This is a genomic window from Sulfitobacter sp. SH22, from assembly GCF_965641905.1.
Taxonomy (GTDB): domain Bacteria; phylum Pseudomonadota; class Alphaproteobacteria; order Rhodobacterales; family Rhodobacteraceae; genus Sulfitobacter.
In genome coordinates, this window is sequence record NZ_OZ282573.1 from 614,538 (window position 1) to 641,283 (window position 26,746).

The following is a 26,746-nucleotide window of genomic DNA, read 5'->3' on the forward strand; positions in this document are numbered from 1 at the left end:
TTGCGTGCACACTCCCGAAGAACTCTGTGAAAGCTTCACGTCCTCTGCGATCCTTTGCAGAATAGGGCTGCGTGTTGCAACTGCACCATTTAATGCGCAGCGGTCTAGAACAACCTGAAAACGCAAAAGGGGGCCATCGCGGCCCCCTTTTTTAATCTCTGAACGCGAGGCCGGGTTACAGCAGCGCCTTGGCTTTGTCGGCGACGTTCTGTGGCGTGATGCCGAACTTTTCGAACAGCTCTTCTGCGGGGGCAGAGGCACCGAAGCGGTCCATGCCGACGAAATCGGCCTTGTTCCATTTGCCGCGCTCGCCTGTGAGCCATTGATCCCAACCCTGACGCACGGCAGCTTCGACGCCGACACGCACCGGGCCTGCGGGCAGAACCTTGCGGCGGTAGGCTTCATCTTGCTCGGCGAACAGTTCCATGCAGGGCATGGACACAACGCGGGTGCCGATGCCTTGCTCTTGCAAGATATCACGCGCTTTGAGGGCGATTTCGACTTCGGAACCTGTGGCGATCAGGATGACCTGACGTTTGCCTTCGGCATCGGCCAGCACATAAGCACCCTGTTCGGTGAGGTTCTTGTTCTTATGCTCAAGACGCACGGTCGGCAGGCCCTGACGGGTCAGCGACAGCACCGATGGGGTCTCTTTCGACGTCAGCGCGATTTCCCATGCTTCGGCGGTTTCAACCGTGTCGGCGGGGCGGAATACATAGGTGTTGGGTGTCGCGCGGCTGATCGCCAGATGCTCAACGGGCTGGTGTGTCGGGCCGTCTTCGCCCAGACCGATGCTGTCATGGGTCATGACAAAAACGGTTGGTATTTTCATCAACGCGGCCAGACGCATGGCAGGGCGCGCATAGTCAGTGAAACACATGAACGTGCCGCCGTAAGGGCGCACGCCGCCATGCAGCGCCATGCCGTTCATCGCCGATGCCATGCCATGTTCGCGGACACCCCAATAGACGTAACGCCCACCACGGTTGTCGATGTCGAACACGCCCAGATCGGCGGTCTTGGTGTTGTTGGACCCGGTCAGGTCAGCCGAACCGCCCACGGTTTCGGTGTACAGCGGGTTCAACACCTCGAGCGTCTTTTCGCTGCTGGCGCGGGTGGCCAGTTTGGGGGCGGAATCGGAGATCTGCTTTTTGAACGCCTTGATGGTGGCGGACAGTTTCTTGGGCGCGTCACCGGCCAAGGCGCGGTTGAATTCCTCGCGCTTGGTGCGGGACATGGCGTCGAAGCGCTCTTCCCAGTCTTTGCGTGTCTGCGCCCCGCGCGATCCGATGGCTTCCCATGCGGATTTCACATCGGCGGGCACTTCGAACGGGCCGGTTGTCCAGCCATAGGCGGCTTTGGCAGCGGCCATCTGGTCGGCATCGGTCAGGGCACCGTGGCCCTTGGAGGTATCTTGTGCCGCGTGACCCAAGGCGATGTGGGTTTTGCAGGCGATCATCGATGGCAGATCGGAAGCGCGCGCCTCGGTCAGGGCGGCGTCGATTTCGGCGGGGTTGTGGCCGTCGATTTCGACGACATGCCAACCGGCGGCCTTGAAACGGGCCACCTGATCCACGGTGTCGGACAGGGTGACGGGGCCATCGATGGTGATGTTGTTATTGTCCCACATCACGATCAGTTTGCCCAGCTTGTGACGGCCGGCCAGCGCGATTGCCTCGTGGCTGATGCCTTCCATCAGGCAGCCGTCGCCAGCGATCACATAGGTAAAGTGATCGACGATTTTCTTGCCGTATTGGGCGCGCTGGATTTCTTCGGCCATTGCAAAGCCCACGGAATTCGCAATCCCCTGACCCAAGGGGCCGGTGGTTGTTTCAATCGCATCGGCCAGGAAATTCTCAGGGTGGCCCGCAGTGCGCGCGCCCATCTGGCGGAAATTCTTGATCTCTTCGAGGGGGAATTGCGCATCGCCCACCAGGTACAGCAGCGAATAGATCAGCATCGATCCGTGGCCTGCCGACAGGATGAAACGGTCACGATCCGGCCACAGCGGGTTGGAGGCATCGAATTTCAGGTGCTTTTCAAACAAGACGGTCGCGACGTCCGCCATGCCCATCGGCATACCAGAGTGGCCGGAATTGGCGGCGGCAACGGCGTCCAATGTCAGGGCGCGAATGGCGGTCGCTTTGGACCAATGCTCAGGATTTGCTTTCGCAAGTGCGTTCAAGTCCACGGTGGCTGCTTCCTTATCAGGGGGAGGTTTGAGGTTGCCGGATCAATACCAGCCACCCCGCAAAGATCAAGGGCAACCGCCCTTGCTATTTTCCCGCATGAAAAGCCTGCCGCAAGGTGTTGTTCTTAAAGGGGCAGTATTTCATCCAGCGTTTGGGTAGGATTAGCTGCAACAGCGTTGACCACCGATTCGATGGTTGGCAAACTGCGACAATTGATTTGCGAGGGACATTGGGCATGAGCGACATAGAAGAATTGCAGGGCCGAATTCTGGCTGCGATGGAACGTGCGTCGCGCGGATTGGAGAAACTTGGCACGGCCAAGGAAGGCATCCCCGACCTGTCACAAGAACTGGAAGACGAACGCCTTGCCAATGCGCAGCTGACCGAGCGTGTCAAAATCCTCAAGCAGCGGCTCGTGACCGAAACCGCAGAGGTGCAGGCCACGCTGGACGCCGCACAGGCCCAGCTGGCACAAACGGAGGAGGTCCAAGCCCGCATGGCCAAGCTGGATGTCGAATTGCAGCGGGTGCGCCGGGCCAATGCGAAATTATCCGCAGCCTGCGCGGCCTTGCGTGATGCAAACCAGGAAGGCGTCGGCGATCCTCATCTGATCAACAAGGCCATGCTTGCCGAACTGGACGCCCTGCGCGCCGCCCGCACCGCCGAAATCGCAGAGGCAGACGCAATCCTGTCTGCCCTTACCCCTCTCGTTGAAGCCGCGCAGGAGAACGCCTGATGCCCGAAGTCACTATTTCCATCGGCGGTCGCCAGTTCGAAGTCGCGTGCCAGGAGGGCGAGGAAAGCTATCTGCACGCCGCCGCCAAGATGCTGGACGACGAGGCACAGGTCTTGTCCGATCAGGTCGGGCGGATGCCCGAGGCGCGGATGTTGTTGATGGCAGGCCTGTTGCTGGCCGATAAAACCGCCAGCGTCGAAGACCAGATCAGCGAAGTTCGCGCGGAACTGGCTGAACGCGAAGCCGAACTCGAAGGTTTGCGCAATGTGGTGGTCGAACCCGAACGCATCGAGGTGCCGGTCATTCCGCAATCCGTAAACGACGGGCTGGCCGAAATGGCCGCCCGCGCCGAAGCATTAGCCCAAGAGATTGAGGACAAGGCTGCGGGTTAACCCTGAGCCAGCACCACATAGGCGGCATAGCCCAACAGCAAAACCGCGCCTGTCCGCCGCCCGATCACCGCCCGCTTGAGCAGCAGCGCGGTGATCAGCAGCGACACCGCGATCATCACGGGCAGATCGAAGCTCACGAAACGATCGGCAACGGGGATCGGCTTGATCACAGCGGTGACGCCCAGAATACCCAAGACGTTAAAGATGTTGGACCCGATCACATTGCCGATCGCGATTTCTGACTGACGGCGGAACGCGGCGACAACGGATGTGGCCAATTCGGGCAGGGACGTGCCAACCGCCACGATCGTCAGCCCGATAAACGCCTCGGACAGGCCCGCGTCACGGGCGATGGAAACCGCCCCGTCGACCAGAAACCGCGCCCCCAAAACCAGCGCGACGAGCCCGGCAATGATCCAGATGACCGACAGGATGGCGTTGGGTTTCGGGCTGTCGTTGCCGATATCTTCCGCCACATCACCGGGCTGTAGATAGGCCCAAACCAGATACCCGATCAGCCCGGCCAGCAGCCCTGTACCCGCGACCCGGCCAATTTCCCCCATCAGGAAAACCGGCACCAAGGCAAGAGTTGCAGCGATCATCACACCGGTATCGCGGCGCATCGTGGCACCGGACACACGGATCGGCCAGACCAGCGCCGTGACCCCCATAATAAGCGCGATATTGGCGATGTTGGACCCGACAATATTGCCCACGGCGATATCAGGCACGCCACGCCACGCGGCATTCACAGACACCAGCAATTCAGGGGTCGAGGTACCAAACCCCACCACGGTCAGACCGATCAGCAGGGGCGACATTGCCAGCCTTAGCGCGATACCGACGCTGCCGCGCACCAATGCGTCGCCGCCCAGAAACAGGCACACAAGCCCGGCCGCAACATAGATGTAATCCAAAATGACAATTCCCGGGGCAATCCATCCGCCCGCAATTCAGATAAGGATCGGCGGGCCATGGGTACAAGGGGGGGAATGGGGGTGGCCAAAATAATTATCGCCACGGCAAAGCGCGGTAACACGCTGCAAGTTTTTTTGGGGGGGCAGATTGGGGGGGCCAGAAAAGTGGAAAAAAAGGGCCGGCGCGTCTGTCGCGCCGGCCCCCGTAAAATCAGCCGTTGGCTTCGCGGATTTTATCGGCGGCGTCCTGGTCGAACTTGATACCGCTTTCGGTAAACAATGCGTCCAATTCGCCGGACAGGGTCATTTCGGTGATGATGTCACACCCGCCGACGAATTCGCCTTTGACGTAAAGCTGTGGCACGGTGGGCCAGTCGGAAAAATCCTTGATGCCCTGGCGCAACGCTTCGTCGGCCAGCACGTTCACATCGGCAAATTCGACTTCCATATAATTCAGCACACCTGCAACGCGGGACGAAAACCCGCATTGCGGCATCGACTTGGTGCCCTTCATGAACAAGACAACGTCATTGGCTGTGATGGTTTCTTTGATCTGGGTAACTGTGTCGGTCATTTCGATTTGTCCTTTGGTATAAAGCGTTTGGCGTATTCTTGCGGGTCGCGGGGGATGCGGTAACTGGTTTGATGTCCGCCCCCGCCACCGCCAGAGTGATAGGTTGTTTCGATCTCGTGATAGCCCGTGCCGGGTTTCGATCCGCGTTCGGTGCCGCGGGTGTGACGCAATGCCTGAAGGCCGCGCAGCACCGCCACGATCAGCACCAGAACGCTGAGAATGACCACAAGGACCGGGTCTACCATATCAGTCAGGTGCCTTGGTGGTCAGGGCCAGCGCGTGCAGATCGCCGCTGGGGCCATCCATCTTGCCCTTGAGCGCGGCATAGACGGCACGTTGCTGCTGCACGCGGTTTTTCCCGCGAAAGCTTTCGTCGATGACCATCGCAGCCATATGCACCCCGTCGTTGCCTTCGACTTCGATTTCGGCATTTGGAAAGGTTTTGCGCAGAAGGTCTTTGATTTCACTGGCTTGCATCGGCATTGGTGCGGCTCCGTTCGGTTATGATTGCCAAGATGTAGTAGTGCGGGCGGCGGCGTGCAAGTTATCTGATTGAGCGATGGGCCGTCGCGCAGTACATATGTGGAACTGCACCGCATCGCAAAACCGGAGACAGGCCAATGGATATCTTTGAAGACGCACCAGAACGGGCCTATGCATGGGCCCAGGCGGGCCGGGGTGCCGCGCTGGCCACGGTTGTTGAAACCTGGGGGTCTGCCCCGCGCCGTGTGGGCGCACAGCTGGCGATTTCCGGCGATGGCAAAATGCAGGGCTCGGTGTCGGGCGGTTGCGTCGAAGGGGCCGTGGTGATCGAGGCGCTTGAGGCGATCGAGGAGGGTGCATCGCGGCTGCTGGAATATGGCGTGAGCGATGGCGATGCCTTTGCCGTGGGGCTGGCCTGCGGCGGAAAAATCCGCGTGCTGGTCGAACCGATTGGCAATGACGGCATGCCGTTTGATGTTTTGTCCGATCTGGTCAAGGCACGCGCGGCGCGCCAGCCTGTCGGATACGAGGTGTCACTGTCGGGGGGCAGTGCGCGTCTGGTGCGCGACGGCTATGAAGCCCGTTTCCGCATGGATCGTTCCGGCGTCGCTGAAGACGGTGATACCTTTATTGCGATCCACAACCCGCCGCTGCGGCTGGTCATCGTGGGGGCGGTGCATATCGCGCAGGCCCTTGCCCCGATGGCGCAGATTGCAGGGTTTGACGTGGTGGTCATCGACCCGCGCGAGGCTTTCGGCTCGCAAGCCCGCTTCCCCGAGGCCCGCGTGATCAACGACTGGCCCGATGCCGCGTTGAAACAGGTCGGCGTCGATTCCCGCAGCGCCGTTGTGCTGCTGACCCATGACCCGAAACTGGATGATCCCGCCTTGCACATCGCGCTGCGGTCTGATGCGTTTTACATCGGTGCGCTCGGGTCCACACGCACCCATGCGTCGCGCGTCGACCGGCTGTCTGCGGCAGGGTTCAGCGCCGAGGATATCGCGCGGATTGCAGGGCCTGTGGGTCTTGATATCGGCGCATCCGGCCCGCCCGAGATCGCGGTGTCGATTTTGGCGCAGATGGTCCAGAGCCTGAGAAAACCGTGAAGTTCGGCGCAACCCCCACAACCGATGCCAAAGGTGCCTTCCTCGCCCATTCCGTGGCCCTGCCCAAGGGGCGGCTGCGCAAGGGTGTTCTGCTTGAGGATCACCACATTGCCGATCTGCTGGGCGCTGGCATCGACCGGATCACGGTGGCACGGCTGGCCGCCACGGATGTGGATGAAAACACCGCCGCCGCGCAACTGGCGCAGGCCTTGCTGGCCGATGCGCCCGATCTGGACGGGAATCTAGACCGGCATCTGGAGATGACCAACGCCTTTACCGGCCGGGTAAACCTGCTGGCCAAAGGGCCGGGGGTGGCTGTTCTGGATGTCCCCGCACTGGAGGCCGCGAACGCCGTGCATCCGATGATCACGCTCGCCACAGTGCCGCCGTTTCAGCAGATGGCGGATGGCGGCATGGTCGCCACGATCAAGATCATCTCCTACGGGGTCGATCAGGCCGACCTGACCCGCGCCTGCGCAGCGGCCCGCGGGGCCATCCGTCTGGCCCCCCCGAAGCTGCAAGATGCGACATTGATCATCACCGAGATAGAGGGCGGGGCAGGGGACAAGGGCCGCGAGGCCATCGCCAACCGGCTTGTCGCGCTGAATGTCGCGCTGAAGAATGTGGTGATGGTGCCCCATCAGACCGACGCGTTACGCGCGGCGATCACGGCGGCCGACACTGAGTTGGTGCTGATCCTGACCGGATCGGCGACCTCTGACATCGACGATGTGGCCCCGTCTGCCCTGCGTGCGGCAGGGGGTAAGGTTGCGCGGTTCGGGATGCCGGTTGATCCGGGCAATCTGCTGTTTCTGGGCAATCTGGGTGACCGGCAGGTGATCGGTTTGCCCGGCTGCGCACGATCTCCTGCCTTGAACGGGGCGGATTGGGTCTTGTCACGGATCGTCTGCGGCATTGCGGTCACGGACCGCGATATCGCGGGCATGGGCGTTGGTGGGTTGCTCAAGGAAATCGTGACGCGACCGCAACCGCGTCGCGGCTAAGTCTTACCGAAGACGTGCAAAATTGTGCATGTTTTCAAGCGTCGCGAAAATTTTGGTTCTCAACCGCGTGGGGGCGTGCTTAACTCGGTACAACGAGAACAAGAATACCTAAGGGAGGAACTCTATGACACAGGTCAAAATGACCGTTAACGGCAAAGCCGCGTCTGGCGACGTCGAAGGCCGGACCTTGCTGGCGTCGTTTCTGCGCGACAACCTGAAACTGACTGGCACCCATATCGGCTGTGATACCAGCCAATGCGGTGCCTGTGTGGTGCATGTGAACGGCGAAGCGGTCAAAGCCTGCACCATGCTGGCGGTTGAAGCCGACGGCGCTGACGTCAAGACGATCGAATCCATGGCAAACGCAGACGGATCGCTGAACACGATCCAGCAGGCGTTTCAGGATCACCACGGCTTGCAATGCGGTTTCTGTACGCCGGGTATGGTCATGTCTGCATCTGCCTTGCTGAAAGACAATCCAAAGCCGACCGTCGCCGAAGTGCGCCATTATCTGGACGGCAACATCTGCCGCTGCACCGGCTACCATAATATCGTCAAAGCGATCATGGCCGCATCCGGTCAGGACGTCAGCGCATTGGCGGCTGAATAAACCGAATAAAAAGCGGCGCATCTGCACCTGCGAGGAGGCAGGGGCAGGCACATAAGCCGCATCAAAAAGGCGTATCCCTGTGGTTCTGGGTGGCGCCACACCAACAGAATAAACCTGCAAACGCGATGGTGCCCGACACAAAGTGGCACCCCATAGGGAGGATTTACTATGCCAAAGGATGGCGGAATTGGTGCCAGCAGCAAGCGGCGCGAAGACATCCGGTTTCTGACCGGAGAAGGTAACTATACGGACGATATCAACCTGCACGGTCAGGCCTATGTGTTCTTTCTGCGCTCGGATATCGCGCATGGGATCCTGAACTCGGTTGATACATCGGCGGCGGAAACCATGCCCGGCGTCGTCAAGATTTTCACCGGTGCGGATTTCGAAGCGGTGGGGTCGATCCCTTGTGGCTGGCAGATCACGGACAAGCATGGCGAAGTCATGCAAGAACCGCGCCACCCTGTTCTGGCCCATGGCAAGGTGCGCCATGTTGGTGAACCGATTGCCGCTGTTGTGGCTGAAAGCTTGGCCGAAGCACGCGATGCCGCCGAAGCAATCGTGCTCGACATCACCGATCTGCCCGCCGTCATCGACATGAAGGAAGCCGTCAAGGAAGGCGCGACCAAGGTCCATGACGATCTGACGTCGAACCTGTGTTACGACTGGGGTTTCGTCGAGGAAAACAAGGGTGCCGTTGATAAGGCGTTCGAAGAAGCCCACCACGTGACCACGCTGGAACTGGTCAACAACCGTCTGGTCGCGAACCCGATGGAGCCGCGCGTGGCCGTTGGCGACTATGCCCGTGGCACCGGCGATCACACGCTATATACCACCTCGCAAAACCCCCACGTCATCCGTTTGTTGATGGGTGCATTCGTGTTGGGCATCCCCGAACACAAACTGCGCGTTGTCGCCCCCGATGTGGGCGGCGGTTTTGGCACGAAAATCTTCCACTATCAGGAAGAAGCGTTCTGTACCTTCGCCGCCAAGGCCTGCAACCGTCCGGTCAAATGGACCTCCAGCCGGTCGGAAGCCTTCATGTCGGATGCCCATGGCCGCGACCACGTGACCAAGATCCAGATGGCGCTGGACAAGGACAACAACTTTACCGCTTTGCGCACAGATACTTACGCCAACATGGGTGCCTATCTGTCGACCTTCGCACCAAGCGTTCCCACATGGCTGCACGGCACCTTGATGGCGGGCAACTATAAAACGCCGCTGATCTATGTGAACGTAAAGGCCGTGTTCACCAACACCGTGCCTGTCGATGCGTACCGCGGCGCGGGCCGCCCCGAAGCAACCTATCAGTTGGAACGTCTGGTCGATAAATGCGCGCATGAACTGGGCGTCGATCCGATTGCCCTGCGCCGTCAGAACTTTATCACCGAATTCCCCTATGCCACGCCCGTGGCGGTGGAATATGACACCGGCGATTACGTGGCGACCATGGACAAGCTGGAAGAGATTTCCGACATGGCCGGTTTCGCCGCCCGCCGCAAAGCCTCCGAGGCCAAAGGCAAGCTGCGCGGTTTCGGCGTGAACTGCTATATCGAGGCCTGCGGCATCGCGCCGTCGAACCTTGTGGGGCAACTGGGTGCGCGCGCCGGTCTGTACGAATCCGCCACCGTGCGGGTGAATGCAACCGGTGGTCTGGTGGTCATGACCGGATCGCACAGCCACGGCCAGGGCCACGAGACCTCCTTTCCGCAGGTGATCGCGGAAATGATCGGCATCCCCGAGGATATGATCGAGATCGTGCATGGCGATACGGCCAATACGCCAATGGGGATGGGGACTTACGGGTCGCGTTCCCTTGCGGTGGGCGGTTCGGCCATGGTGCGGGCAACGGAAAAGATCATCGCCAAGGCGAAAAAGATCGCATCCCACCTGCTGGAAGCCTCCGAGGGTGATATCGAGCTGAAGGACGGTGCGTTCAGCGTCGCAGGCACGGATAAATCCGTGGCCTGGGGTGATGTGACTTTGGCGGCTTACGTGCCGCATAACTACCCGCTCGAAGACATCGAGCCGGGTCTGGAAGAGACGGCATTCTATGATCCGTCCAACTTTACCTATCCATCCGGTGCCTATGCCTGCGAAGTTGAGTTGGACCCTGAAACAGGTCATGTCACCATCGAGCGGTTCTCGGCGGCAGATGACTTTGGCAATATCGTCAATCCGATGATCGTGACGGGTCAGGTTCATGGCGGGTTGGCACAAGGCATCGGTCAGGCGTTGATGGAAAACTGTACCTATGACAGCGATGGCCAGCTGCTGAGCGCGTCCTATATGGATTACGCAATGCCGCGCGCCAGTGACCTGCCGTTCTATACGGTGGATCATTCCTGCCAGACGCCTTGCACGCACAACCCCTTGGGCGTGAAAGGCTGCGGCGAGGCAGGGGCGATCGGATCGCCACCAGCGGTGGTCAATGCGGTGCTGGATGCGATGCGATCGGGGGGCAAGGATGTGGGGCACATCGACATGCCCGTGACGCCCGCGCGTGTATGGGCAGCGATGAACAGCTGATTTGAGAGGACGGGAGTGGGGGCCAGCCCCCACACCCCCGGAGTTTACTTGGCAAAATGAAGAGGGGAGTAAGGGCTATGGCGCGCTCTCTGATTGGAAGGACGGAAGATGTATAATTTCGACGTAGAAAAGCCGACCAGCATCGCGGATGCGGTCAAGGCCTTGGGGCGTGAAGAAGCGCAGCCGATGAGTGGCGGGCAGACCTTGATCCCGACGCTTAAGGCGCGTTTGGCGATGCCGTCGGTTCTGGTGTCGCTGAAAGGCATTGCAGAGATGCAGGGCATTTGCACCGATGATGCGGGGCGTATTTGCATTGGCGGGGGCACTGTGCATGCGGTTGTCGCCAAGGAAGCGGCCGCGCAATACCCCGCCCTTGCGGGGCTTGCGGCGCGGATTGGCGACCCTGCCGTTCGCAACCGTGGCACAATCGGCGGGTCGGTTGCCAATAATGATCCCTCTGCCTGCTATCCGGCGGCGGTTCTGGCCAGTGGTGCCACCATCGTCACCAATGCGCGTGAAATCGCTGCGGATGATTTTTTTGAGGGGATGTTTGCCACCGCTTTGGACGAGGGCGAGATCATCACCGAGGTGAAGTTCCCGATCCCTGAAAAGGCGCATTACGAGAAGTTCATCCAGCCCGCGTCGCGGTTTCCTTTGGTTGCGGTCTATGTTGCCAAGTTTGCGGATGGTGTGCGTGTGGCGGTTACCGGTGCATCGGAAAACGGGGTGTTCCGTTGGACCGAGGCGGAGGACGCTTTGTCTGGCAATTTTAGTGCCGATGCGGTTGCCAATTTGAAGATCGACGGGTCAGGCATGATCGGTGATCTGCACGGGACCGGTGATTACCGCGCCCATTTGATTGGTGTCATGACGAAGCGGGCCGTGGCTGCGCTGGCCTGAACCTGCTGGTGATGTGATTTGGGAAAGCCGTCTTTGAGCGATCAAAGGCGGCTTTCCGCTGTCTTGCAAATATCCGCTGGAACCAAATGGCCGGACATGTGTTTTACAACAAGCGCTGCCCGAACGGCGTTCGAGTGTAATTCCGTAAGGATATGAAATGTTTAGACTTCTTAAATCAACGACCTCTTTGACGATGTGCGTGGCGCTCGCGTTGCCCACGGGCGGGTTCGCGCAATCAACGTCTGCTGCATGTGCGGCCGAAGGCAGCGAAGCCGTGTTCCCCTGTGTTCTGCCGGATGGCACCGAAGTGCTGGATGCGCAGCAGTTGAGCGATCAGCTCCAAGGCACCGTTTCTGGCGTTCTGGACACGACTGGCGCGGTAGAAACCCCCGCCGCAGAGGCTGAAGTATCGGCGCAAGCGCAGGCAGAGGCAGATGCACAAGCCGCCGCAGAGGCTCAGGCTGCTGCGGATGAACAGGCCGCCGCGGAGGCTCGGGCGGCTGCTGAAAAAGCGCAAGCGGATGCGGATGCTGCCGCGGCGGCAGCGCAGGAAGAAGCCATTGCGGCGCAGATCGCAGCCGATGCAGAGGCGAAGGCCGCTGCCGATCAGGCTGCAGCAGATCAGGCGGCGGCACAGGAAGCGGCACCTGCTGCTGACCCTGCACCTGCAGCCGAGGCCGAAGTGACCACAGAGGCGCAGGCCGAGCCTGCACCTGAGACACAAGCTGAAGTCGTGGTAACCCCAGAACCGGCGGCTGAGGCCGAAGCAACGCAAGCGCCTGCTGCTGAAGTGGCACCCGCCGCACAAGCCGAAGCAACACCGACCGAGGCTGCGCCAACCGAAGAGCAGATCGCAGCCGAACTGGCCGCGCAGCAAGCTGCCGAGGAAGCACGCCAGGAACAGCGCGCCGCTGAAGCTGCTGCTGCTGCCGAAGCTGCCGCCGCCGCAGACAGTGGTCAGGCCGAAGCGCAGGTAGAGACAGAAGAAGTCACTGCCGAGCAGACCCGCAGCTCTGACGAGGAGTTTTCAACACAGGTGACAGGGCAGGCGGCAGCACAAGCTGCTCCGCAAGAAGACAAAGGCCTGAGCAAGTTTGAAAAGGCGCTTTTGCTGGGTCTCGGGGCTGTTGCCGTTGGCGCGGTGTTGAAAAACGGGTCCAAGGTTGTGAGCAATTCGGGTGACCGTCTGGTTGTCGAAGATGCCAATGGCGATCTGCGCGTGTTGAAAGACGACGATGCGCTGGTTCGTCAGGCCGGGGACGAAGTGCGCCGCGAGACGTTTAACGACGGGTCCGCCCGCACAACCGTGATCAAGCCCGATGGCAGCCAGGTCGTGACCATTCTGGGCCGTGACGGCACTGTCTTGCGCCGCATCAACATCGACCCGCAGGGCAATGAATATTTGCTGTTCGACGATACCCGCACCGAGCGTCGCATCGTGGTGAACGAACTGCCAAAGGTCGAGCAAAGATACAGCCTTGCCAGCGAGCAGAACGAAGAAGCCTTGCGTTTGGCGCTGGAAACCCAGATACGCGGCGAGCAAGCGCAGCGGTTCTCCTTGCGGCAGGTGCGTGACATCCAGCAGGTGCGCGCGCTGGCACCGGAAATCGAACTGGACGCCGTGCGCTTTGCCACCGGGTCAGCCGCGATCTTGCCAGAGCAAGCCAAAGCATTGGCCAAGATCGGGACCGCGATCAGCAACGCCATTCGCAATGATCCACGCACGGTGATTCTGGTCGAAGGGCACACCGATGCGGTGGGCAGCGAGAGCTATAACCTTGCCCTGTCCGACCGTCGTGCGGAAACCGTTGCCTTGGCACTGACCGAGTATTTCAACGTGCCGCCAGCGAACCTGATCACCCAAGGCTACGGTGAAAGCGCGCTGAAAGTGCGCACGCTGGACGCGGAACCTGCGAACCGTCGCGCGGTCGTGCGGAACATCACCAGCCTGCTTCAGCAGTAAGCGGCAGCTTAGAAACGAAAAATACCCCCGCGAGAAATCGCGGGGGTATTTGCGTTTTGATACCAAAAATAGGGGTTACTTGCTGGGCAAGGGGCCGATCAGCATAACCATCTGGCGGCCTTCCATCTTTGGAAAGTTCTCGACGCGGCCGACTTCTTTGGTGTCTTCGGCAACACGTTCCAGCAATTCGCGACCCAGGTTCTGGTGGGCCATCTCACGACCGCGGAACCGCAGCGTGATCTTTACCTTGTCACCATTGTCCAGAAACTTGAACACGTTACGCATTTTGACCTGATAGTCATTGGTATCTGTGTTCGGTCTGAACTTGACCTCTTTGATCTCGATGATCTTTTGCTTTTTGCGGGCTTCCGCTTCGCGCTTTTGGGTCTCGTATTTGAATTTGCCGAAATCCATGATCTTGCACACGGGCGGATTGGCATTGGGAGAGATCTCGACCAAGTCCAAACCCGCTTCCTCGGCCATTTCCATGGCGCGACCGGGCGTGACAACCCCGACGTTTTCGCCGTCGGCACCAATCAGGCGGATTTCGTTAGAGCGGATATTTTCGTTAATGCGCGGGCCTGTGTCTCTTTGTGGCGGCGCGTTATGGGGTCTGCGAGCGATGATGAACGTCCTTTGATTGTTCCTAATTCTCGAAGTCAGAAGGTAAACGCGCCACCGTCCTTCTTCAAGCCGCAAAATGCGCTATAGTTGCGCAAAAATAGCCAATTACGCTTGCAACTAGGCATTCCAAGCCCCATTTGACGCGACAAGCACGCTTTTAGCGTGTGCGTGGAAAAAACCGCTATTTTTAAAGGGACACCAAACATCATGAAAAATCTAGTCTGGATCATCATTGCGGCCTTGATCGCAATCGGGGGGTACATGCTGTATTCCGGCCGTTCGGTTCAAGAAATCGCAACCGAAGCCGCCGACGCGGTCAACGCACCCGCCGCTTTGGAAAGCGCAACATCCGCCGTTGGCGAAGCTGTTGAAGCAACCGAAGGTGCCGTTGCCGAGGCAGTAGATGCCACAGCGCAAGCCGCTGATGCCGTAACAGAGGCCGCATCCGATGCCGCCACTGTGATCGCCGACACTGCAACAGCTGCAACCGAAGCCGCAGCCGAAGCGGCATCCGATGCCGCAACTGCTGTGACCGAGACTGCAAAAGCAGCAACTGACGCCGCCGCTGACGCCGCATCCGATGCCGCGACAGCAATCGCCGACACTGCAACAGCAGCAACCGAAGCCGCAGCCGAAGCGGCATCCGATGCCGCAACAGCCGTGACCGAGACTGCAACCGACGCGGCACAAGCCACTTCCGAGGCAGCCTCTGACGCGATGGAAACCACAGAAAACGCGGTCGACGCCTCTGCAACCGCAACCTCCGATGCCGCAGCCGAGGCGACAACCGCAGCTGAAAACACTGCCGCTGACGCCGCAGAAGCAACAGCCGAGGCAGCCCAAGCTGTTGAGGCCGCAGCAGAAACTGCCGCTGTCAACGCCGAAGCCGCTGCCTCTGCCGAGGTGGCCGTTGCGACACCGGACGCGCTGACAACTGTCGCAGGTTTCGACCTTGACGAGGTTCAGGCGCTTGTTGATCAATCGTCCTTGTCAGAGTTGCACAAGACAATGCTCAAGCGTGGCCTGATTGCTGCCCAAGACGACCCCCAAGCATTGGAAGCGATCCTGGGTCGTATCCGCACTGCCTTGAACATGTGATCTGAACCGATCAGCTGAAAACAACAAAACCGCGCCTTCGCAAGAGGGCGCGGTTTTTTCTTCTCTGCAAAGGGGGGGGCTTTTAGCCGACAAAGGCCTTTTCCACCACGTAATGCTTGGGATCGGAATTGGCCCCTTCCTCAAGGCCGAACCCTTCGAGGACTTCCTTGATATCCTTGTTGAACCCCAGACTGCCGCACACCATGCCACGGTCGGTTTCGGCATTGATGCCGTCAATTCCAAGGTCCGCAAACACGGTGCCGTCTTGCAGCAAGGTCGTGATGCGGCCCATTTTGGGGCTCTGCTCGCGGGTGGTGGTGGGGTAATAGACGATCTTGGCCAGATTATCCTTGCCGATCAGCTCGTGCATCATCTCGTCGTTCTGGATTTCGTCGATCAGGCTGCGGCTGTACTCCAGTTCGGCCACATCGCGGGTGGTGTGGGTCACGATGACCTGATCAAAGTTTTCATAGGTTTCAGGTTCGCGCAGCAGCGATGCAAAAGGCGCAAAGCCGGTGCCGGTCGCAAAGAGCCACAGGCGCTTGCCGGGCAACAGCGCGTCATGCACCAACGTGCCAACGGGCTTGGGGCGCAGGATGATCTCGTCACCGGGCTGGATGTGCTGCAATTTCGAGGTCAGCGGACCGTCTTGCACCTTGATCGAATAGAACTCCAGCTCTTCGTCCCAAGACGGGGAGGCGATGGAATAGGCGCGCAGCAACGGCTTTTGCTTGCCGGTCTTGGGGTCGGGATCGCCCATCAGCCCGATCATCACGAATTCACCCGACCGAAAGCGCAGTGACGCAGGGCGTGTCACGCGGAACGAGAACAGGCGGTCCGTCCAATGTTTGACGGAAGTAACGGTTTGGGCGTCTGGCAAGGTCGGAACGGGTTTTGCGTCAGTTTGGGTCAAGGCTGTCTGCTCGGTCATGATTTCATCGACAGGCATCTGGCCCGCCGTCCTTTGTATAGGGGCAAGTGGGGGGGAGGGAAAAGGCCGGTCTTAGCTGCGCAGCCGCGACTGATAGTCATGGTCGCGCCAATTGGCACGGGCCAGCCACTGATCCTGCGGCTGACGCGCGGCCAGATCATCGGGGATCTCGACCTCGTCAAATCCGGCGCGGCGCGCCATCGCATATTGATCGGCCAAGACATGACCACGGGCGCGCAGCCGTCCGGTATAGCCGCGCAACCGCAGGTTCCGCGCGATCGTAAAGCCGCGCCCGTCCGCCGAGCTGGGGAAATCGATCCGCACCATTTGCAAGCTTGAGCTGATCTGGATGTCTTCGGGACGGGCGTCGGACGGCACATCAAGCGAGGTCGCATCATTGGCGCATCCCAACGCGGTGAAACCGGCTGCCCAGTCGTCTGTGATAAAGCCGTTATCGGTTACCAGTTGTGTCATGTCTTTGCTCCTATCCGCACCATTTTACCGTCGACAAAATGGATGCCGCATTCTTCTTTTTCTGTGTTGCGCCAACGCCCTGCGCGGGGGTCTTCGCCCGGCTTTACCTTTGATGTGCAGGGCGCGCAGCCGATGCTGGGATAGCCTTGGGCGACCAGCGGGTGTCGCGGCAGGCGGTTTTCGTCAATGTAGTCGGACACGTCCGAGGCCTGCCAATGGGCCAGCGGGTTCACCTTGATCCGGGCCGGCGCGTTTGGCGGGGTTTCGACCTCGAAAAACGGCAGAGACGCGCGGGTGCCCGACTGGAACCGTTTGCGCCCCGTGATCCAGCCGTCATATTCCTTGAGGGCGGATTGCAAAGGCACCGTCTTGCGAAACGCACAGCAGGCATCCGTATCGCGCAGATGCAAGGTGCCGTCGGGGTCTTTCTCGGCGATATCGGCGGCCCGGATGGTCTGGATGTTGCGCAGGCCCAACCGTTCCGCCAGCTCTTGCTGGTAGACGAGGGTTTCTGCGAACAGCATCTCGGTGTCGATGAACACGACCGGCAAGTCGCGTTTCACCATGGCCGCCACATGCAGCAAGGCCACCGATTCCGCGCCAAAGCTGGAGACCAGAGCGAGCTTTGGCACGTTTTCAATCGCCGCGCGCAGCACGTCTGTGGCGCTGTGATGGCGCATGCTGTCGTTCAGCACACCAACTTTGGCGGTCAGCTGCGCGACGCGATCCGGCCCTTCGGGGAGGATTTTTTGTCCATTTGGAACAAGGGTGTCACGCGGCATTGGCACGGGCTTCCGGATAAAGGGCGGCCTTGAAAGGGGCCAACCCGAGACGGCGGTAGGTTTGCAGGAAGGTTTCCGCAGGGTCGCTGCGCAAATCCAAATAGCCGAGGACCAGACGTTCGATGGCGGGAATGATCTGGTCAGCCGAGAATCCGGGACCGGCGCGTTCGCCAAGGGTTGCGTCTTGGGTGCCGTCGCCACCAAGAGTGATCTGGTAGTTTTCGACGCCCGCACGGTCGAGGCCGAGGATGCCGATATGGCCCACGTGGTGGTGACCACAAGCATTGATGCAGCCCGAGATCTTGATCTTGAGCGGGCCGATTTCGTGTTCCAGCTTGAGTGCGTCAAAGCGGGTCGCGATTTCCTGGGCGATGGGGATCGAACGGGCTGTGGCCAGCGCGCAGTAATCCATGCCGGGGCAGGCGATGATATCGCTGATCAGGCCGATGTTGGCGGTGGCGAGTTTGGCGTCTTTCAGCGCGGCGTGCAGGGCCGGCAGATCATTGCGGTGTACATGGGGCAGGATCACGTTCTGCTCGTGGCTGATGCGCAGTTCGTCATGGCCGTATTGCGCGGCAAGATCGGCCATCACATGCATCTGGTGCGAGGAGGCATCGCCGGGGGTGGCACCATGCGCCTTGAGGCTGATCGACACGATGGCATAGCCCGGCGCGTGGTGGTCTGATAGGTTCGTATCGGCCCAGCTGCGGAAGACCGGATCGCTGTCATAGGCTTGGGTATAAGCGTCCAGTGGGGCGGTCTTGAAGGTCGGTTTGGCGAAATCCGCCTCGATCCGCGCAAGCATCTGCTGGTCGACGCCGGTAAACTGCGGGCGGATCAGCGCATAGCGTGCGTCGACGCGGGCGCGGATGTCGTCGATGCCATTTTCATGGACGGTGATCTTGATCCGGGCTTTGTATTTATTATCGCGGCGGCCCAGCAGGTTATAGACCGAAACCACGGCTTCGAGGGTGGGCAGCAGGTCTTCGGAGGCGACGAAATCATAGAGCACCTTGCCGATCATCGGGGTGCGGCCAAGGCCACCGCCGACGATCACCTGAAAGCCGAGCACGCCGTTCTGTTCGACGATCTGCAGCCCGATATCATGCGCTTTGATCACGGCACGGTCATGCGGTGCGCCTGACACGGCGACCTTGAATTTGCGCGGCAGGAACTGGAATTCGGGGTGATCGGTGGACCATTGGCGGATCAGTTCGGCCACGGGGCGCGGGTCCGCGACCTCGTCTGCGGCGGCACCGGCAAAGTGGTCCGCAGTCACGTTGCGGATGGTGTTGCCGGAGGTCTGGATCGCGTGCATGTTCACCTCGGCCAGCGCATCCAGCATGTCGGGGACGTCGCGCAGTTGCGGCCAGTTGTACTGGATGTTCTGGCGCGTGGTGAAGTGGCCATAGCCCTTGTCCCATTTATCCGCGATATCGGCCAGCTTGTGCATCTGCGCGCCGTTCAGCGTGCCGTAGGGGATCGCCACGCGCAGCATATAGGCGTGCAGTTGCAGATAGAGACCGTTCATCAGGCGCAGCGGCTTGAATTCATCCTCGGTCAACGATCCGTCAATGCGGCGTTCAACCTGTGCGCGGAATTGCGCGTTGCGTTCGGCCAGAAAGGCATCGTCGAATTCGGTATAGCTGTACATTACAGGGCCTCCTGTTTGCCGTGGGCATAGTTTGACGGGCCTTTCGCGCGGAACGCTTCGCGGAAATGCACGGGCTTGGGGGCGGCGCTGGCATCGACATCGGCCAGATAGACGCCGACGACCAGACCGGTCTGCTGGCTGGCATCGATCATGCGCAGATCGGCATCGGCCTCGTCGGTCAGCACCTCGGCATGGGCCAGATCGCGGGTCCAGCCGGTGGCGGTTTGATAGATCACGTCGCCTTCAAGCAGGGCGTTTGCGGTGACAACTTTGGGGGTGAAGGGCTTGGCCATTATGCCATCTCCTCTTGCAGGATTTCCGTTGAGGCCAGTGCCGCCGCGCGCGGGGCAAGGCCGTAGAATGTGAGCGCGGGGCCGTTCATGTCCGCGTCTGTCAGATCGACGGGCAAGCGGCCCAGCGTGGTTTCCAGAATGCGTTGCTCGGGCCGCGAGGCGTTTTCGATGACGGTGACGGGCGTGGTGCGGTCGGCACCGTGCATGATCAGGCGACCCTGGATAAAGCGGGCGGATTTTTTGCCCATATAGATCGCAGCGACTTCGCCCGGGCGCGCCAAAGTGGCCCAGTCGTGATCGGCAAAGCCTTTCATGTCGTGGCCGGTCAGGAACCGGACGGATGCGTTGCGGTTGCGTTTGGTCAGGCTTTGCCCGATGGCGGCGACGGCAGCCGAGGCTGATGTGATACCGGGCACGATGTGCCAGCCGATGTTATGTGCATCAACTGCGTCGATTTCTTCGTCAAGACGGCCAAACACGGTGGCATCGCCGGATTTCAAACGCACAACTTGCGCGCCGTTTTGGGCATGTTCCACCAGCAGATCATTGATGGTTTCCTGCGATGTGGAGGGGCCAAAGCCCTCCTTGCCGACGTCGATCATCAGCGCCTCGCGGCGGGCGAGTTCGAGGATTTCGGGGCTGATCAGTCGGTCGTAGATAACGACATCGGCCTCGTCCAAGGCGCGGCGGGCCTTGAGCGTCAGCAATTCCGGATCACCGGGGCCACCGCCGACAAAGGCGATATGGCCGGCGCGCGCGGCACGGGTCAGGTGGTCGGCCAGCAGGGTATCAAGCGCTTCGCCAACAGCCGCTTCGCCGTCAGCCACGGCACGGGGGCCTGCGTTAAAGTAATAGTCGCGCCAGAAATCACGGCGGGGGCGGCCAAAGGGCAGGGCATCTGCCATCTTGCGAAACCCTTTGCCGATGCGCGCCAGCGTGCCCAGCGTCGCAGGAAGGCGTTCCTCAAGATCGGCCTTGATCGCGCGGGCCAGCACAGGGGCCGCCCCTTCGGTGCCGATGGCGATGGTGACGGGGTCACGGTCAACAATGGCGGGGGTGATAAAGGCGCTGTCGTGCAGGTTGTCGACGATGTTCACCAACGCGCCCTCGGCCCGCGCGATGGCGGCGGTGCGGGCGTCTTCTATCGCGTCTTCGTCGGCGGCATAGAACAGTTTCGCGCACAGAACATCGCCAAGGCGCAGCGCGCGTTTGTGCAACGTGATGCGGCCAGCCTCTGCCCATTGCACCAACTCGGGCGCAGGGTCGGCGGCATAAACGCTGATCTTGGCCTGGGACTTCATCAACAGGCGCAGCTTGGCCAGCGCGGCCTCGCCGCCGCCTGACAACACAATGCGTTGCCCCTTGGTCGATAGGAAGATTGGGAAATGATCCATGGTACTGTCCTTGCGCTTGGCTTGCGGTATATATAGGAAATAATTCCGATATGGCGCTAGATGTCTGGACACATAAGAACATACGTTCTATTTCATCAGCCAATCAGAACAGAAGACCACAAACCAAAGGATAGGCAGAATGGACGTTCGTATAGACGAGGTAGATCGGAAGATTTTGGCGCAGCTTCAACGGGATGCGAGCCAGTCTTTGGACGATATTGCCCGTGAAGTCGGGTCTTCCAAGACGCCTGTCTGGAACCGGATTCGCAAATTACGCGAGGCAGGTGTGATCGGGCAGCACACTGTCGTGCTGGATGCGGAGGCCTTGGGCTTTGAGGCGTGTTTCTTTGTCCTGATCCGCACGTCAGAGCATGAAGCCGACTGGCAGGCGAAATTCCTCAAGGCGCTGCAAGACCGCCCCGAGGTGCAGGAAGCACACCGTCTGGCGGGCGATATCGACTATATCCTCAAGGTGCGGGTCAAAAACGCGCGGGCCTATGACGCGTTTTATCAGGCGCTGATTTCAGAGGTGCGGGTGCATAACGTCACAGCGCTTTTGTCGATGGAGCAGATTAAGTCCACGACGATGCTGCCGCTGTAACGCGCGGCTAAATTTCTACCATCAAACGTTCAAGTTTGTGGAAATGATAGCTGTCTGCATAGCGCGGCGGTTCGGTCAGGCGCAACTGTGGCGCGTGGTCGAACAACGCGCGCAGGCCAATCTGCATTTCAAGCCGTGCCAGCGGGGCACCGACGCAGAAATGCAGGCCCCCGCCAAAGGCCGCATGGGGCTTCACGGGCCGCGCGGGATCAACGCGGTCAGGGTCGGGATAGACCGCAGGATCACGCCCCGCAGCCCCCAGCACCAACGCGATTTTCTTGCCTTTTTCCAAGGGGATGCCGCCTAGGTTTATGTCTTCGTAGGCAAAGCGTTCGAACACATGCAGCGGCGGGTCATAGCGCAGGATTTCTTCGGTCGTGGCGGCGATGGTATCGGTCTGAAACGCCGCCAGCGGCGTTTGATGGGTCAGCGCGCAGGCGACCCCGTTGCCAAGCGCATGGACGGTCGCCTCGTGGCCCGCATTCAGCAGCAAGATGCAGGTGCCGATCAGCGCGTCGGTGCTGAGCTTTTCGCCTGCTTCCTCGGCGGCGATCAACTGGGTGATCAGATCATCGCGCGGGTCGTGACGGCGCTGGTCGACATAGCCGCGCAGGAAATCGCTGAAATCTGCGGCGGCCTGATTGGCGGCGTCTTCGACAGCGCGGGTGCGGCCGACCTGATAGATCGCGACCATCGCATTGGACCAGCGCAAAAGATCGGGCCACATGGCTTCGGGTACGCCCAACAGCCGCGCGATGATACGCACGGGCAGTTGCGTGCAAAAGGCGGGGATCAGATCAAACGGCCCTTGGGGCAGATCGGCCAGCAATTGCGCGGCGACCGCTTCGATTTCGGGGGCCAGTCCGGCAATCCGGCGCGAGGTAAAGGCGCGCAGCACAAGGCCGCGTAAACGGGTGTGTGTGGGGGGCTCAAGCTCCAGCATCGAATGCTGGTCGACCGCGTGAAAATCGGCCAGATGCGCAGGGACGGGTTGGCGTTGATCGGCAGGAATTTCACGCCCCAACCGTCTGTCGCGCAGCAACGCCTGAACCGTGGCGGCATCAAAAGCGGCCAGCATGTTATAGTCTTCCCAATACAGCACCGGGCCTTCGCTGCGGGCGCGGGCATAGGCGGCATAGGGATTTTGCACGAAATCAGGGTCTTGCGGGGATTGGCGAAAGGTTTTCATGATCCGCAGGAATACTGCGCCCTCTGGTCTTTGCAAGCGTGTCTGTGCCAAATTACCAAGATGAACACCGGATTTGGTCGCCGCTTTGCGACATGGCTGATATTTTTGACAATTGTTGCGGCCCTGTCTGCGGGGGTCTGGCGCTATGCCTATTGGCAAGGGCTGGACCAGCTCAGCGCACGGGGGCGGGCCGATTTGTCGCTCGCCAGTGACCGTCTGGTCGGGCAATTGCAACGCTATCGCGATCTGGCGGTGTTTCTGGCGGATCACCCTCAGGTCAACGATGTTTTGGCCGATAAACTGCCCGGCGCTGCACGTGATTTCCTGCAGGATGTGGCGGATAAATCGGCAGCACTTGATGTGCGTGTGGTCGATGCCAACGGGCGGGTTATGGCATCCCCGCAAAGCCCCCCCGGAGAGGTCTTGCGCGACCAGCCCTTTGTGCGCCGTGCGTTGCGCGGGGCGCTTGGCTGGGGGCATGGGCCAAGTCTGCCGCTGACCGATCGCGCTTATTTTCATGCGGCACCGGTGTTTGACGATGCGGGTCTGGTCAAAGGCGCGGTGGTGGTAACGACCGACCTGAACGGCATCGACTATGACTGGCGCGGCAGTAATCCGGCTGCGTTTTTCACCGATGAGGATGGCGTCGTGCAGATCGCGAACCGGTCGGAAATGCTGTTTTGGCAGCGCCCCGCGGGCAAACCGGGCCTGATCCCCCCTGACGGTTCCGTTCCGGCGTTCGAGGCCGGGTGGATCAAGGGCCATGAAATCTGGAAAATGGGGTGGGGGCCGTATCTCCCGGATGAAGCGCTGCATCTGACCATGCCCTTGCCGGTTGTGGGTTTCATTGGCGAGGTGTTGCTTGATGTGGCCCCGGCGCGGCGCTTGGCGGCGTCGCAGGCAGCCGCAGTGGCTGCTTTGTGTCTGGCCTTCGGGGCGTTGTTGTTTCTGGCCACCGAACGCCGCCGCGCCCTGTCGCAGGCAAATGCACGGCTGGAACGGCGGGTCGCCAAACGCACCGCTGCGTTGAACGCCAGCAACACCGAATTGCGCCGCGAGGCGGCAGAGCGCGAAGAGGCGCAGGCGGCGCTCAAGCGGGCGCAGGCCGATCTGGTGCAGGCGGGCAAGCTGTCGGCTTTGGGGCAGATGTCGGCGGGGATCAGCCACGAGCTGAACCAGCCGTTGATGGCGATCCGGTCATTTGCGGAAAACGCAGGTCAGTTTATGGCCCGTGACAAGCCCGAGCGCGTGGCCGAAAACCTGTCGCGGATTTCGCAGATGGCCGAGCGTATGGCGCGGATCATCCAGAACCTGCGGGCCTTTGCGCGACAAGAAAGCGTGCCCCAAACCCAAGTGGACGTGACGCGGGTCATTGCCAGTGCGATTGAGCTGACCGAAACCTATCTGGCCAAGGCGGATGTGTCGCTTGAATATCGCGCGCCTGAAAATCCGGTGTGGGTGCGCGGCGGCGAGGTACGGCTTGGTCAGGTGTTTGTGAACCTGATAACCAACGCGGCAGACGCCATGACGGGGGCACAGACCCGCAAATTGACGATCCGGATCGAGCTGGACGACGCCGTGTCGGTGCAGTTTCGCGACACCGGTCCGGGCATAGAGATGCCGGACAAGATGTTCGACCCGTTCTATACCACTAAATCTGTTGGCGGCAGCAGCGGCATGGGGCTTGGCCTGTCGATCAGCTATGGCATCGTGCAAAGCTTTGGCGGGCAAATTCGCGGCAGGAACCTTGACGAAGGCGGGGCAATGTTTTCTGTGCGGCTTGAACGTGCAGACATGATCGAGGATGCGGCATGAGCAGAACCGTTTTGCTGGTTGATGATGATTCCCATGTCCGCGAGGCCTTGGCGCAGACGCTGGAACTGGCCGATATCGACGTCATCGTGGCGGGGTCTTTTGTCGCGGCAAAAGACCGGATTACCGCTTCGTTTGACGGCATTATCCTGTCAGACATGCGGATGCCGGGGCGCGACGGGTTTCATTTACTCGATTACGCGCAGAATAAAGACCCCGATCTGCCGGTGATCTTGCTGACCGGCGAAGGCGACATCCCCATGGCCGTGCGCGCGATGGAGGCGGGGGCCTTTGATTTTCTGGAAAAACCCTGTGCGCCCGTCGCCCTGCTGGCGGTGATCGAGCGGGCGTTGAAAACCCGGATGCTGGTGTTGGAAAACCGGCGTCTGCTGCAAATGGTCGAAAGCGGCGATCCGGCAGCGCGGCTGATCTTTGGCAGCTCGACCCTTGCGGAAACCTTGCGGGGCAAGGTGCGCCGTGCCGCCGCCACCGATGCCGAGGTGCTGGTGATCGGCCCCTATGGATCGGGCATTTCCAAGATCGCCGAGGTCATTCACCTGTCTTCCGCGCGCTCAAAAGCCCCGTTTGTCAAACGTGCAGGGGGCGGGCTGGCCCCTGCCGATCTGACCGATGCGCTTGCCACAGCGGCGGGTGGCAGTCTGTTTCTGGACGAGGTGACACAATTGCCCGCGCAGACCCAGTTGACCCTGATCGAAGCGCTGGAAGGCGGGACCGAGATGCGGCTGATCGCGGGCAGCACCCATGATTTGTCCGCGTTGGTCGGCGAGGGACGGTTTCACGCCGATCTGTACTACCGGCTTGAGGTGATGCCGGTGCGGATACCGTCACTGGCAGAGCGGCCCGAGGATATTCCGATCCTGTTCCGGCGCTATGTGGATCAGGCGGCGGAACAATCCGGCCTTGCCGTCCCGCCGATCTCGCCTCAGGTGATTGCGGATCTGATGGCGCAGGACTGGCCGGGCAATGCGCGCGCCCTGATGTCGGCGGCGATGCGGTTTGTCATGGGGGTGGCCGAGGATACGGCACCGGATGCGGAACTGGGACTGGCCGAACAGATGGCGCAGGTCGAACAGTCGCTGCTGCGGGCCGCGCTCAAGCGGGCGGGGGGGCAGGCCAGTGCCGCGGCCCTGACGCTGAAACTGCCGCGCAAGACATTCTATGACAAGCTGACACGCTACGGGATTCGCGCCGAGGATTACCGCACCTGAGTTTGTGCGGTTTTCCGCACAACCGCCAAAAGCACCGTGCGGCTTTTCGCACATCGCCAGATCGCCATTCTGCCGGCCAATCGGCGAAAATCCGCTAAGCGGCGAAAAACATTGCGCTTTCCCGGTTGAAAATCTGGCCGCCTCGACAGGCTTGTACGGGTCGCGGTTTGGCGTTCTACTCTTTCCATCGCAGTCGGTCACCCGATTGCCGAGACCCTAAAATCAGTTCTCTGGGAGGAGACACCACATGAAATTTCTGACAACAGCCGCAGTTGCGCTGACCCTTTCCGTGAGCGCAGGTGCCGTATCTGCCGCATGTGACGACGGCGAAATCCTGATCAAGTTCAGCCACGTGACAAACACCGACAAGCACCCAAAAGGCATCGCTGCCACCCTGCTTGCCGAGCGCGTAAACACAGAGATGAACGGCAAAGCCTGCATGGAAGTGTTCCCGAACTCGACATTGTACAACGATGATCAGGTTCTCGAAGCCATGCTGCAAGGCGATGTTCAACTGGCCGCACCTTCGCTGTCCAAATTCGAACAGTTCACCAAGCAATTCCGCATCTTCGACCTTCCGTTCATGTTCAAGAACATCGAAGCGGTGGACGAGTTCCAGAACTCCGAAACAGGTCAGGCGATGAAAGCCTCGATGGAGCGTCGCGGTCTGTCCGGTCTGCAATTCTGGCACAACGGCATGAAGCAGATGTCTGCCAACAAGCCACTGAACACACCATCCGATGCAAACGGTCTGAAATTCCGCGTTCAGGCATCTGACGTGATCAAGGCACAGATGGAAGCGATCGGCGTTTCCCCGCAGCCAATGGCGTTCTCCGAAGTATATGGCGCGCTGCAAACCGGCGTTGTGGACGGTCAGGAAAACACCTGGTCCAACATCTACGGCCAGAAGTTCTTTGAAGTTCAGGACGGTATCACCGAAACCAACCACGGTATCATCGACTATATGGTCGTGACATCGACCGATTGGTGGAACGGCCTGCCAGACGACGTGCGCACACAGCTTGCCACAATTCTGGAAGAAGTCACCGTAGCGCGTAACGCGGCCGTGGGCGAAGTCGACAGCAACGCACGCCAGGCGGTTCTGGATGCCGGTTCGACCATCATCGAGCTGGACGCAGATGCACGCCAGGTCTGGGTTGATGCGATGATGCCGGTTTGGTCCGAGTTCCAGGCAGATGTTGGCCAGGAAAACATCGACGCTGCCCAAGCGATCAACGCAAAACACTAAACGTTTA

General features: G+C 60.4%; 26 protein-coding genes. 13 read left to right on the forward strand and 13 right to left on the reverse strand.

The annotated features are described in order from the left end of the window. Positions 1-175 precede the first annotated feature (175 nt). Positions 176-2,191, reverse strand: coding sequence for a transketolase (gene tkt / locus ACSQ13_RS05055; RefSeq protein ID WP_176250106.1), 2,016 nt, complete (start codon positions 2,189-2,191; stop codon positions 176-178). A 236-nt stretch (positions 2,192-2,427) separates the two neighbouring features. On the opposite strand from tkt, the gene ACSQ13_RS05060 reads away from it, so the two are divergent. Continuing rightward, complete coding sequence (locus tag ACSQ13_RS05060) at positions 2,428-2,928, forward strand: hypothetical protein (RefSeq protein WP_176250105.1); 501 nt, start codon at positions 2,428-2,430, stop codon at positions 2,926-2,928. Then, positions 2,928-3,320, forward strand: coding sequence for a cell division protein ZapA (locus ACSQ13_RS05065; protein WP_176250104.1), 393 nt, complete (start codon positions 2,928-2,930; stop codon positions 3,318-3,320). Before ACSQ13_RS05060 ends, ACSQ13_RS05065 begins: the two co-directional genes overlap by 1 nt. Here ACSQ13_RS05065 and ACSQ13_RS05070 read toward each other — a convergent pair. From ACSQ13_RS05070 to ACSQ13_RS05085, 4 genes are all read right to left on the reverse strand, one after another. Beyond that, positions 3,317-4,237: a calcium/sodium antiporter gene (locus ACSQ13_RS05070; RefSeq protein ID WP_176250103.1), complete on the reverse strand. Its 921-nt coding sequence runs from the start codon at positions 4,235-4,237 to the stop codon at positions 3,317-3,319. The genes ACSQ13_RS05065 and ACSQ13_RS05070 overlap by 4 nt on opposite strands. A 211-nt stretch (positions 4,238-4,448) precedes the next feature. Beyond that, positions 4,449-4,811 (reverse strand): Grx4 family monothiol glutaredoxin, encoded by a 363-nt coding sequence (gene grxD, locus ACSQ13_RS05075; RefSeq protein WP_176250102.1) that lies wholly within the window; start codon positions 4,809-4,811, stop codon positions 4,449-4,451. Then, positions 4,808-5,056, reverse strand: a complete 249-nt coding sequence (locus tag ACSQ13_RS05080) for a hypothetical protein (protein ID WP_176250101.1) — start codon at positions 5,054-5,056, stop codon at positions 4,808-4,810. The genes grxD and ACSQ13_RS05080 overlap by 4 nt, the downstream gene beginning before the upstream one ends. Position 5,057: 1 nt before the next feature. Further along, positions 5,058-5,294, reverse strand: a complete 237-nt coding sequence (locus ACSQ13_RS05085) for a BolA family protein (protein WP_176250100.1) — start codon at positions 5,292-5,294, stop codon at positions 5,058-5,060. A gap of 137 nt (positions 5,295-5,431) precedes the next feature. On the opposite strand from ACSQ13_RS05085, the gene ACSQ13_RS05090 reads away from it, so the two are divergent. From ACSQ13_RS05090 to ACSQ13_RS05115, 6 genes are all read left to right on the forward strand, one after another. Continuing rightward, positions 5,432-6,400, forward strand: coding sequence for an XdhC family protein (locus ACSQ13_RS05090; RefSeq protein ID WP_295508898.1), 969 nt, complete (start codon positions 5,432-5,434; stop codon positions 6,398-6,400). Next, positions 6,397-7,404 (forward strand): molybdopterin-binding protein, encoded by a 1,008-nt coding sequence (locus ACSQ13_RS05095; RefSeq protein WP_295508896.1) that lies wholly within the window; start codon positions 6,397-6,399, stop codon positions 7,402-7,404. Before ACSQ13_RS05090 ends, ACSQ13_RS05095 begins: the two co-directional genes overlap by 4 nt. Before the next feature lie 124 nt (positions 7,405-7,528). After that, the gene (locus tag ACSQ13_RS05100) at positions 7,529-8,014 is read left to right on the forward strand and encodes a (2Fe-2S)-binding protein (protein ID WP_176250097.1); all 486 of its coding nucleotides are present in this window, start codon (positions 7,529-7,531) and stop codon (positions 8,012-8,014) included. A 168-nt stretch (positions 8,015-8,182) separates the two neighbouring features. Next, positions 8,183-10,546, forward strand: coding sequence for a xanthine dehydrogenase family protein molybdopterin-binding subunit (locus tag ACSQ13_RS05105; RefSeq protein WP_295508893.1), 2,364 nt, complete (start codon positions 8,183-8,185; stop codon positions 10,544-10,546). Between the two features lie 108 nt (positions 10,547-10,654). Beyond that, positions 10,655-11,446: an FAD binding domain-containing protein gene (locus tag ACSQ13_RS05110; protein WP_295508890.1), complete on the forward strand. Its 792-nt coding sequence runs from the start codon at positions 10,655-10,657 to the stop codon at positions 11,444-11,446. Between the two features lie 157 nt (positions 11,447-11,603). Continuing rightward, entirely contained in the window at positions 11,604-13,409 is a 1,806-nt protein-coding gene (locus ACSQ13_RS05115) for an OmpA family protein (protein WP_295508888.1), read from the forward strand. 75 nt (positions 13,410-13,484) lie between these two features. Here ACSQ13_RS05115 and infC read toward each other — a convergent pair whose 3' ends face one another. Then, entirely contained in the window at positions 13,485-14,108 is a 624-nt protein-coding gene (gene infC / locus ACSQ13_RS05120; RefSeq protein WP_255200178.1) for a translation initiation factor IF-3, read from the reverse strand. A gap of 132 nt (positions 14,109-14,240) precedes the next feature. Between infC and ACSQ13_RS05125 the strand changes: the two genes are divergently transcribed. Beyond that, on the forward strand, positions 14,241-15,131 hold the full coding sequence (locus tag ACSQ13_RS05125) for a hypothetical protein (protein WP_295508884.1): 891 nt from the start codon (positions 14,241-14,243) through the stop codon (positions 15,129-15,131). 82 nt (positions 15,132-15,213) lie between these two features. Here the strand turns inward: ACSQ13_RS05125 and ACSQ13_RS05130 are convergent, their stop codons facing one another. The 6 genes from ACSQ13_RS05130 to cysG all read right to left on the reverse strand — a co-directional run bounded on the left by ACSQ13_RS05130 (position 15,214) and on the right by cysG (position 20,659). Continuing rightward, entirely contained in the window at positions 15,214-16,062 is an 849-nt protein-coding gene (locus tag ACSQ13_RS05130) for a ferredoxin--NADP reductase (protein WP_176250229.1), read from the reverse strand. A gap of 72 nt (positions 16,063-16,134) precedes the next feature. Next, positions 16,135-16,536, reverse strand: a complete 402-nt coding sequence (locus ACSQ13_RS05135) for a DUF934 domain-containing protein (protein WP_295508881.1) — start codon at positions 16,534-16,536, stop codon at positions 16,135-16,137. Next, positions 16,533-17,318 (reverse strand): phosphoadenylyl-sulfate reductase, encoded by a 786-nt coding sequence (locus ACSQ13_RS05140; protein WP_176250091.1) that lies wholly within the window; start codon positions 17,316-17,318, stop codon positions 16,533-16,535. The genes ACSQ13_RS05135 and ACSQ13_RS05140 overlap by 4 nt, the downstream gene beginning before the upstream one ends. Next, positions 17,308-18,972: a nitrite/sulfite reductase gene (locus ACSQ13_RS05145; RefSeq protein ID WP_295508878.1), complete on the reverse strand. Its 1,665-nt coding sequence runs from the start codon at positions 18,970-18,972 to the stop codon at positions 17,308-17,310. Before ACSQ13_RS05145 ends, ACSQ13_RS05140 begins: the two co-directional genes overlap by 11 nt. Next, positions 18,972-19,265, reverse strand: coding sequence for a DUF2849 domain-containing protein (locus ACSQ13_RS05150; protein WP_295508876.1), 294 nt, complete (start codon positions 19,263-19,265; stop codon positions 18,972-18,974). Before ACSQ13_RS05150 ends, ACSQ13_RS05145 begins: the two co-directional genes overlap by 1 nt. Further along, complete coding sequence (gene cysG / locus ACSQ13_RS05155) at positions 19,265-20,659, reverse strand: siroheme synthase CysG (protein ID WP_295508874.1); 1,395 nt, start codon at positions 20,657-20,659, stop codon at positions 19,265-19,267. Before cysG ends, ACSQ13_RS05150 begins: the two co-directional genes overlap by 1 nt. A gap of 139 nt (positions 20,660-20,798) precedes the next feature. On the opposite strand from cysG, the gene ACSQ13_RS05160 reads away from it, so the two are divergent. Beyond that, on the forward strand, positions 20,799-21,260 hold the full coding sequence (locus tag ACSQ13_RS05160) for an Lrp/AsnC family transcriptional regulator (protein WP_176250087.1): 462 nt from the start codon (positions 20,799-20,801) through the stop codon (positions 21,258-21,260). Between the two features lie 7 nt (positions 21,261-21,267). Here the strand turns inward: ACSQ13_RS05160 and ACSQ13_RS05165 are convergent, their stop codons facing one another. Then, entirely contained in the window at positions 21,268-22,449 is a 1,182-nt protein-coding gene (locus ACSQ13_RS05165) for a cytochrome P450 (RefSeq protein ID WP_295508871.1), read from the reverse strand. A 60-nt stretch (positions 22,450-22,509) separates the two neighbouring features. Between ACSQ13_RS05165 and ACSQ13_RS05170 the strand changes: the two genes are divergently transcribed. The 3 genes from ACSQ13_RS05170 (at position 22,510) to ACSQ13_RS05180 (ending at position 26,739) form a co-directional block, all read left to right on the forward strand. Next, entirely contained in the window at positions 22,510-24,264 is a 1,755-nt protein-coding gene (locus ACSQ13_RS05170; protein WP_176250085.1) for a sensor histidine kinase, read from the forward strand. Then, entirely contained in the window at positions 24,261-25,490 is a 1,230-nt protein-coding gene (locus ACSQ13_RS05175) for a sigma-54-dependent transcriptional regulator (protein ID WP_295508868.1), read from the forward strand. Before ACSQ13_RS05170 ends, ACSQ13_RS05175 begins: the two co-directional genes overlap by 4 nt. 247 nt (positions 25,491-25,737) lie before the next feature. After that, entirely contained in the window at positions 25,738-26,739 is a 1,002-nt protein-coding gene (locus tag ACSQ13_RS05180; protein WP_176250083.1) for a DctP family TRAP transporter solute-binding subunit, read from the forward strand. Positions 26,740-26,746: the final 7 nt, after the last annotated feature.

Excerpts from the sequence above, each read along its gene's own strand:
- ACSQ13_RS05180 (WP_176250083.1), top strand. The coding sequence starts at position 25,738 with ATGAAATTTCTGACAACAGCCGCAGTTGCGCTGACCCTTTCCGTGAGC.
- cysG (WP_295508874.1), bottom strand. The coding sequence starts at position 20,659 with ATGGATCATTTCCCAATCTTCCTATCGACCAAGGGGCAACGCATTGTG.
- ACSQ13_RS05130 (WP_176250229.1), bottom strand. The coding sequence starts at position 16,062 with ATGACCGAGCAGACAGCCTTGACCCAAACTGACGCAAAACCCGTTCCG.
- ACSQ13_RS05125 (WP_295508884.1), top strand. The coding sequence starts at position 14,241 with ATGAAAAATCTAGTCTGGATCATCATTGCGGCCTTGATCGCAATCGGG.
- ACSQ13_RS05110 (WP_295508890.1), top strand. The coding sequence starts at position 10,655 with ATGTATAATTTCGACGTAGAAAAGCCGACCAGCATCGCGGATGCGGTC.
- ACSQ13_RS05105 (WP_295508893.1), top strand. The coding sequence starts at position 8,183 with ATGCCAAAGGATGGCGGAATTGGTGCCAGCAGCAAGCGGCGCGAAGAC.
- ACSQ13_RS05135 (WP_295508881.1), bottom strand. The coding sequence starts at position 16,536 with ATGACACAACTGGTAACCGATAACGGCTTTATCACAGACGACTGGGCA.
- ACSQ13_RS05100 (WP_176250097.1), top strand. The coding sequence starts at position 7,529 with ATGACACAGGTCAAAATGACCGTTAACGGCAAAGCCGCGTCTGGCGAC.
- ACSQ13_RS05160 (WP_176250087.1), top strand. The coding sequence starts at position 20,799 with ATGGACGTTCGTATAGACGAGGTAGATCGGAAGATTTTGGCGCAGCTT.
- ACSQ13_RS05085 (WP_176250100.1), bottom strand. The coding sequence starts at position 5,294 with ATGCCGATGCAAGCCAGTGAAATCAAAGACCTTCTGCGCAAAACCTTT.
- ACSQ13_RS05165 (WP_295508871.1), bottom strand. The coding sequence starts at position 22,449 with ATGAAAACCTTTCGCCAATCCCCGCAAGACCCTGATTTCGTGCAAAAT.
- ACSQ13_RS05150 (WP_295508876.1), bottom strand. The coding sequence starts at position 19,265 with ATGGCCAAGCCCTTCACCCCCAAAGTTGTCACCGCAAACGCCCTGCTT.
- ACSQ13_RS05060 (WP_176250105.1), top strand. The coding sequence starts at position 2,428 with ATGAGCGACATAGAAGAATTGCAGGGCCGAATTCTGGCTGCGATGGAA.
- ACSQ13_RS05170 (WP_176250085.1), top strand. The coding sequence starts at position 22,510 with ATGAACACCGGATTTGGTCGCCGCTTTGCGACATGGCTGATATTTTTG.
- grxD (WP_176250102.1), bottom strand. The coding sequence starts at position 4,811 with ATGACCGACACAGTTACCCAGATCAAAGAAACCATCACAGCCAATGAC.
- ACSQ13_RS05080 (WP_176250101.1), bottom strand. The coding sequence starts at position 5,056 with ATGGTAGACCCGGTCCTTGTGGTCATTCTCAGCGTTCTGGTGCTGATC.
- ACSQ13_RS05140 (WP_176250091.1), bottom strand. The coding sequence starts at position 17,318 with ATGCCGCGTGACACCCTTGTTCCAAATGGACAAAAAATCCTCCCCGAA.
- ACSQ13_RS05115 (WP_295508888.1), top strand. The coding sequence starts at position 11,604 with ATGTTTAGACTTCTTAAATCAACGACCTCTTTGACGATGTGCGTGGCG.
- ACSQ13_RS05175 (WP_295508868.1), top strand. The coding sequence starts at position 24,261 with ATGAGCAGAACCGTTTTGCTGGTTGATGATGATTCCCATGTCCGCGAG.
- ACSQ13_RS05145 (WP_295508878.1), bottom strand. The coding sequence starts at position 18,972 with ATGTACAGCTATACCGAATTCGACGATGCCTTTCTGGCCGAACGCAAC.
- ACSQ13_RS05090 (WP_295508898.1), top strand. The coding sequence starts at position 5,432 with ATGGATATCTTTGAAGACGCACCAGAACGGGCCTATGCATGGGCCCAG.
- ACSQ13_RS05065 (WP_176250104.1), top strand. The coding sequence starts at position 2,928 with ATGCCCGAAGTCACTATTTCCATCGGCGGTCGCCAGTTCGAAGTCGCG.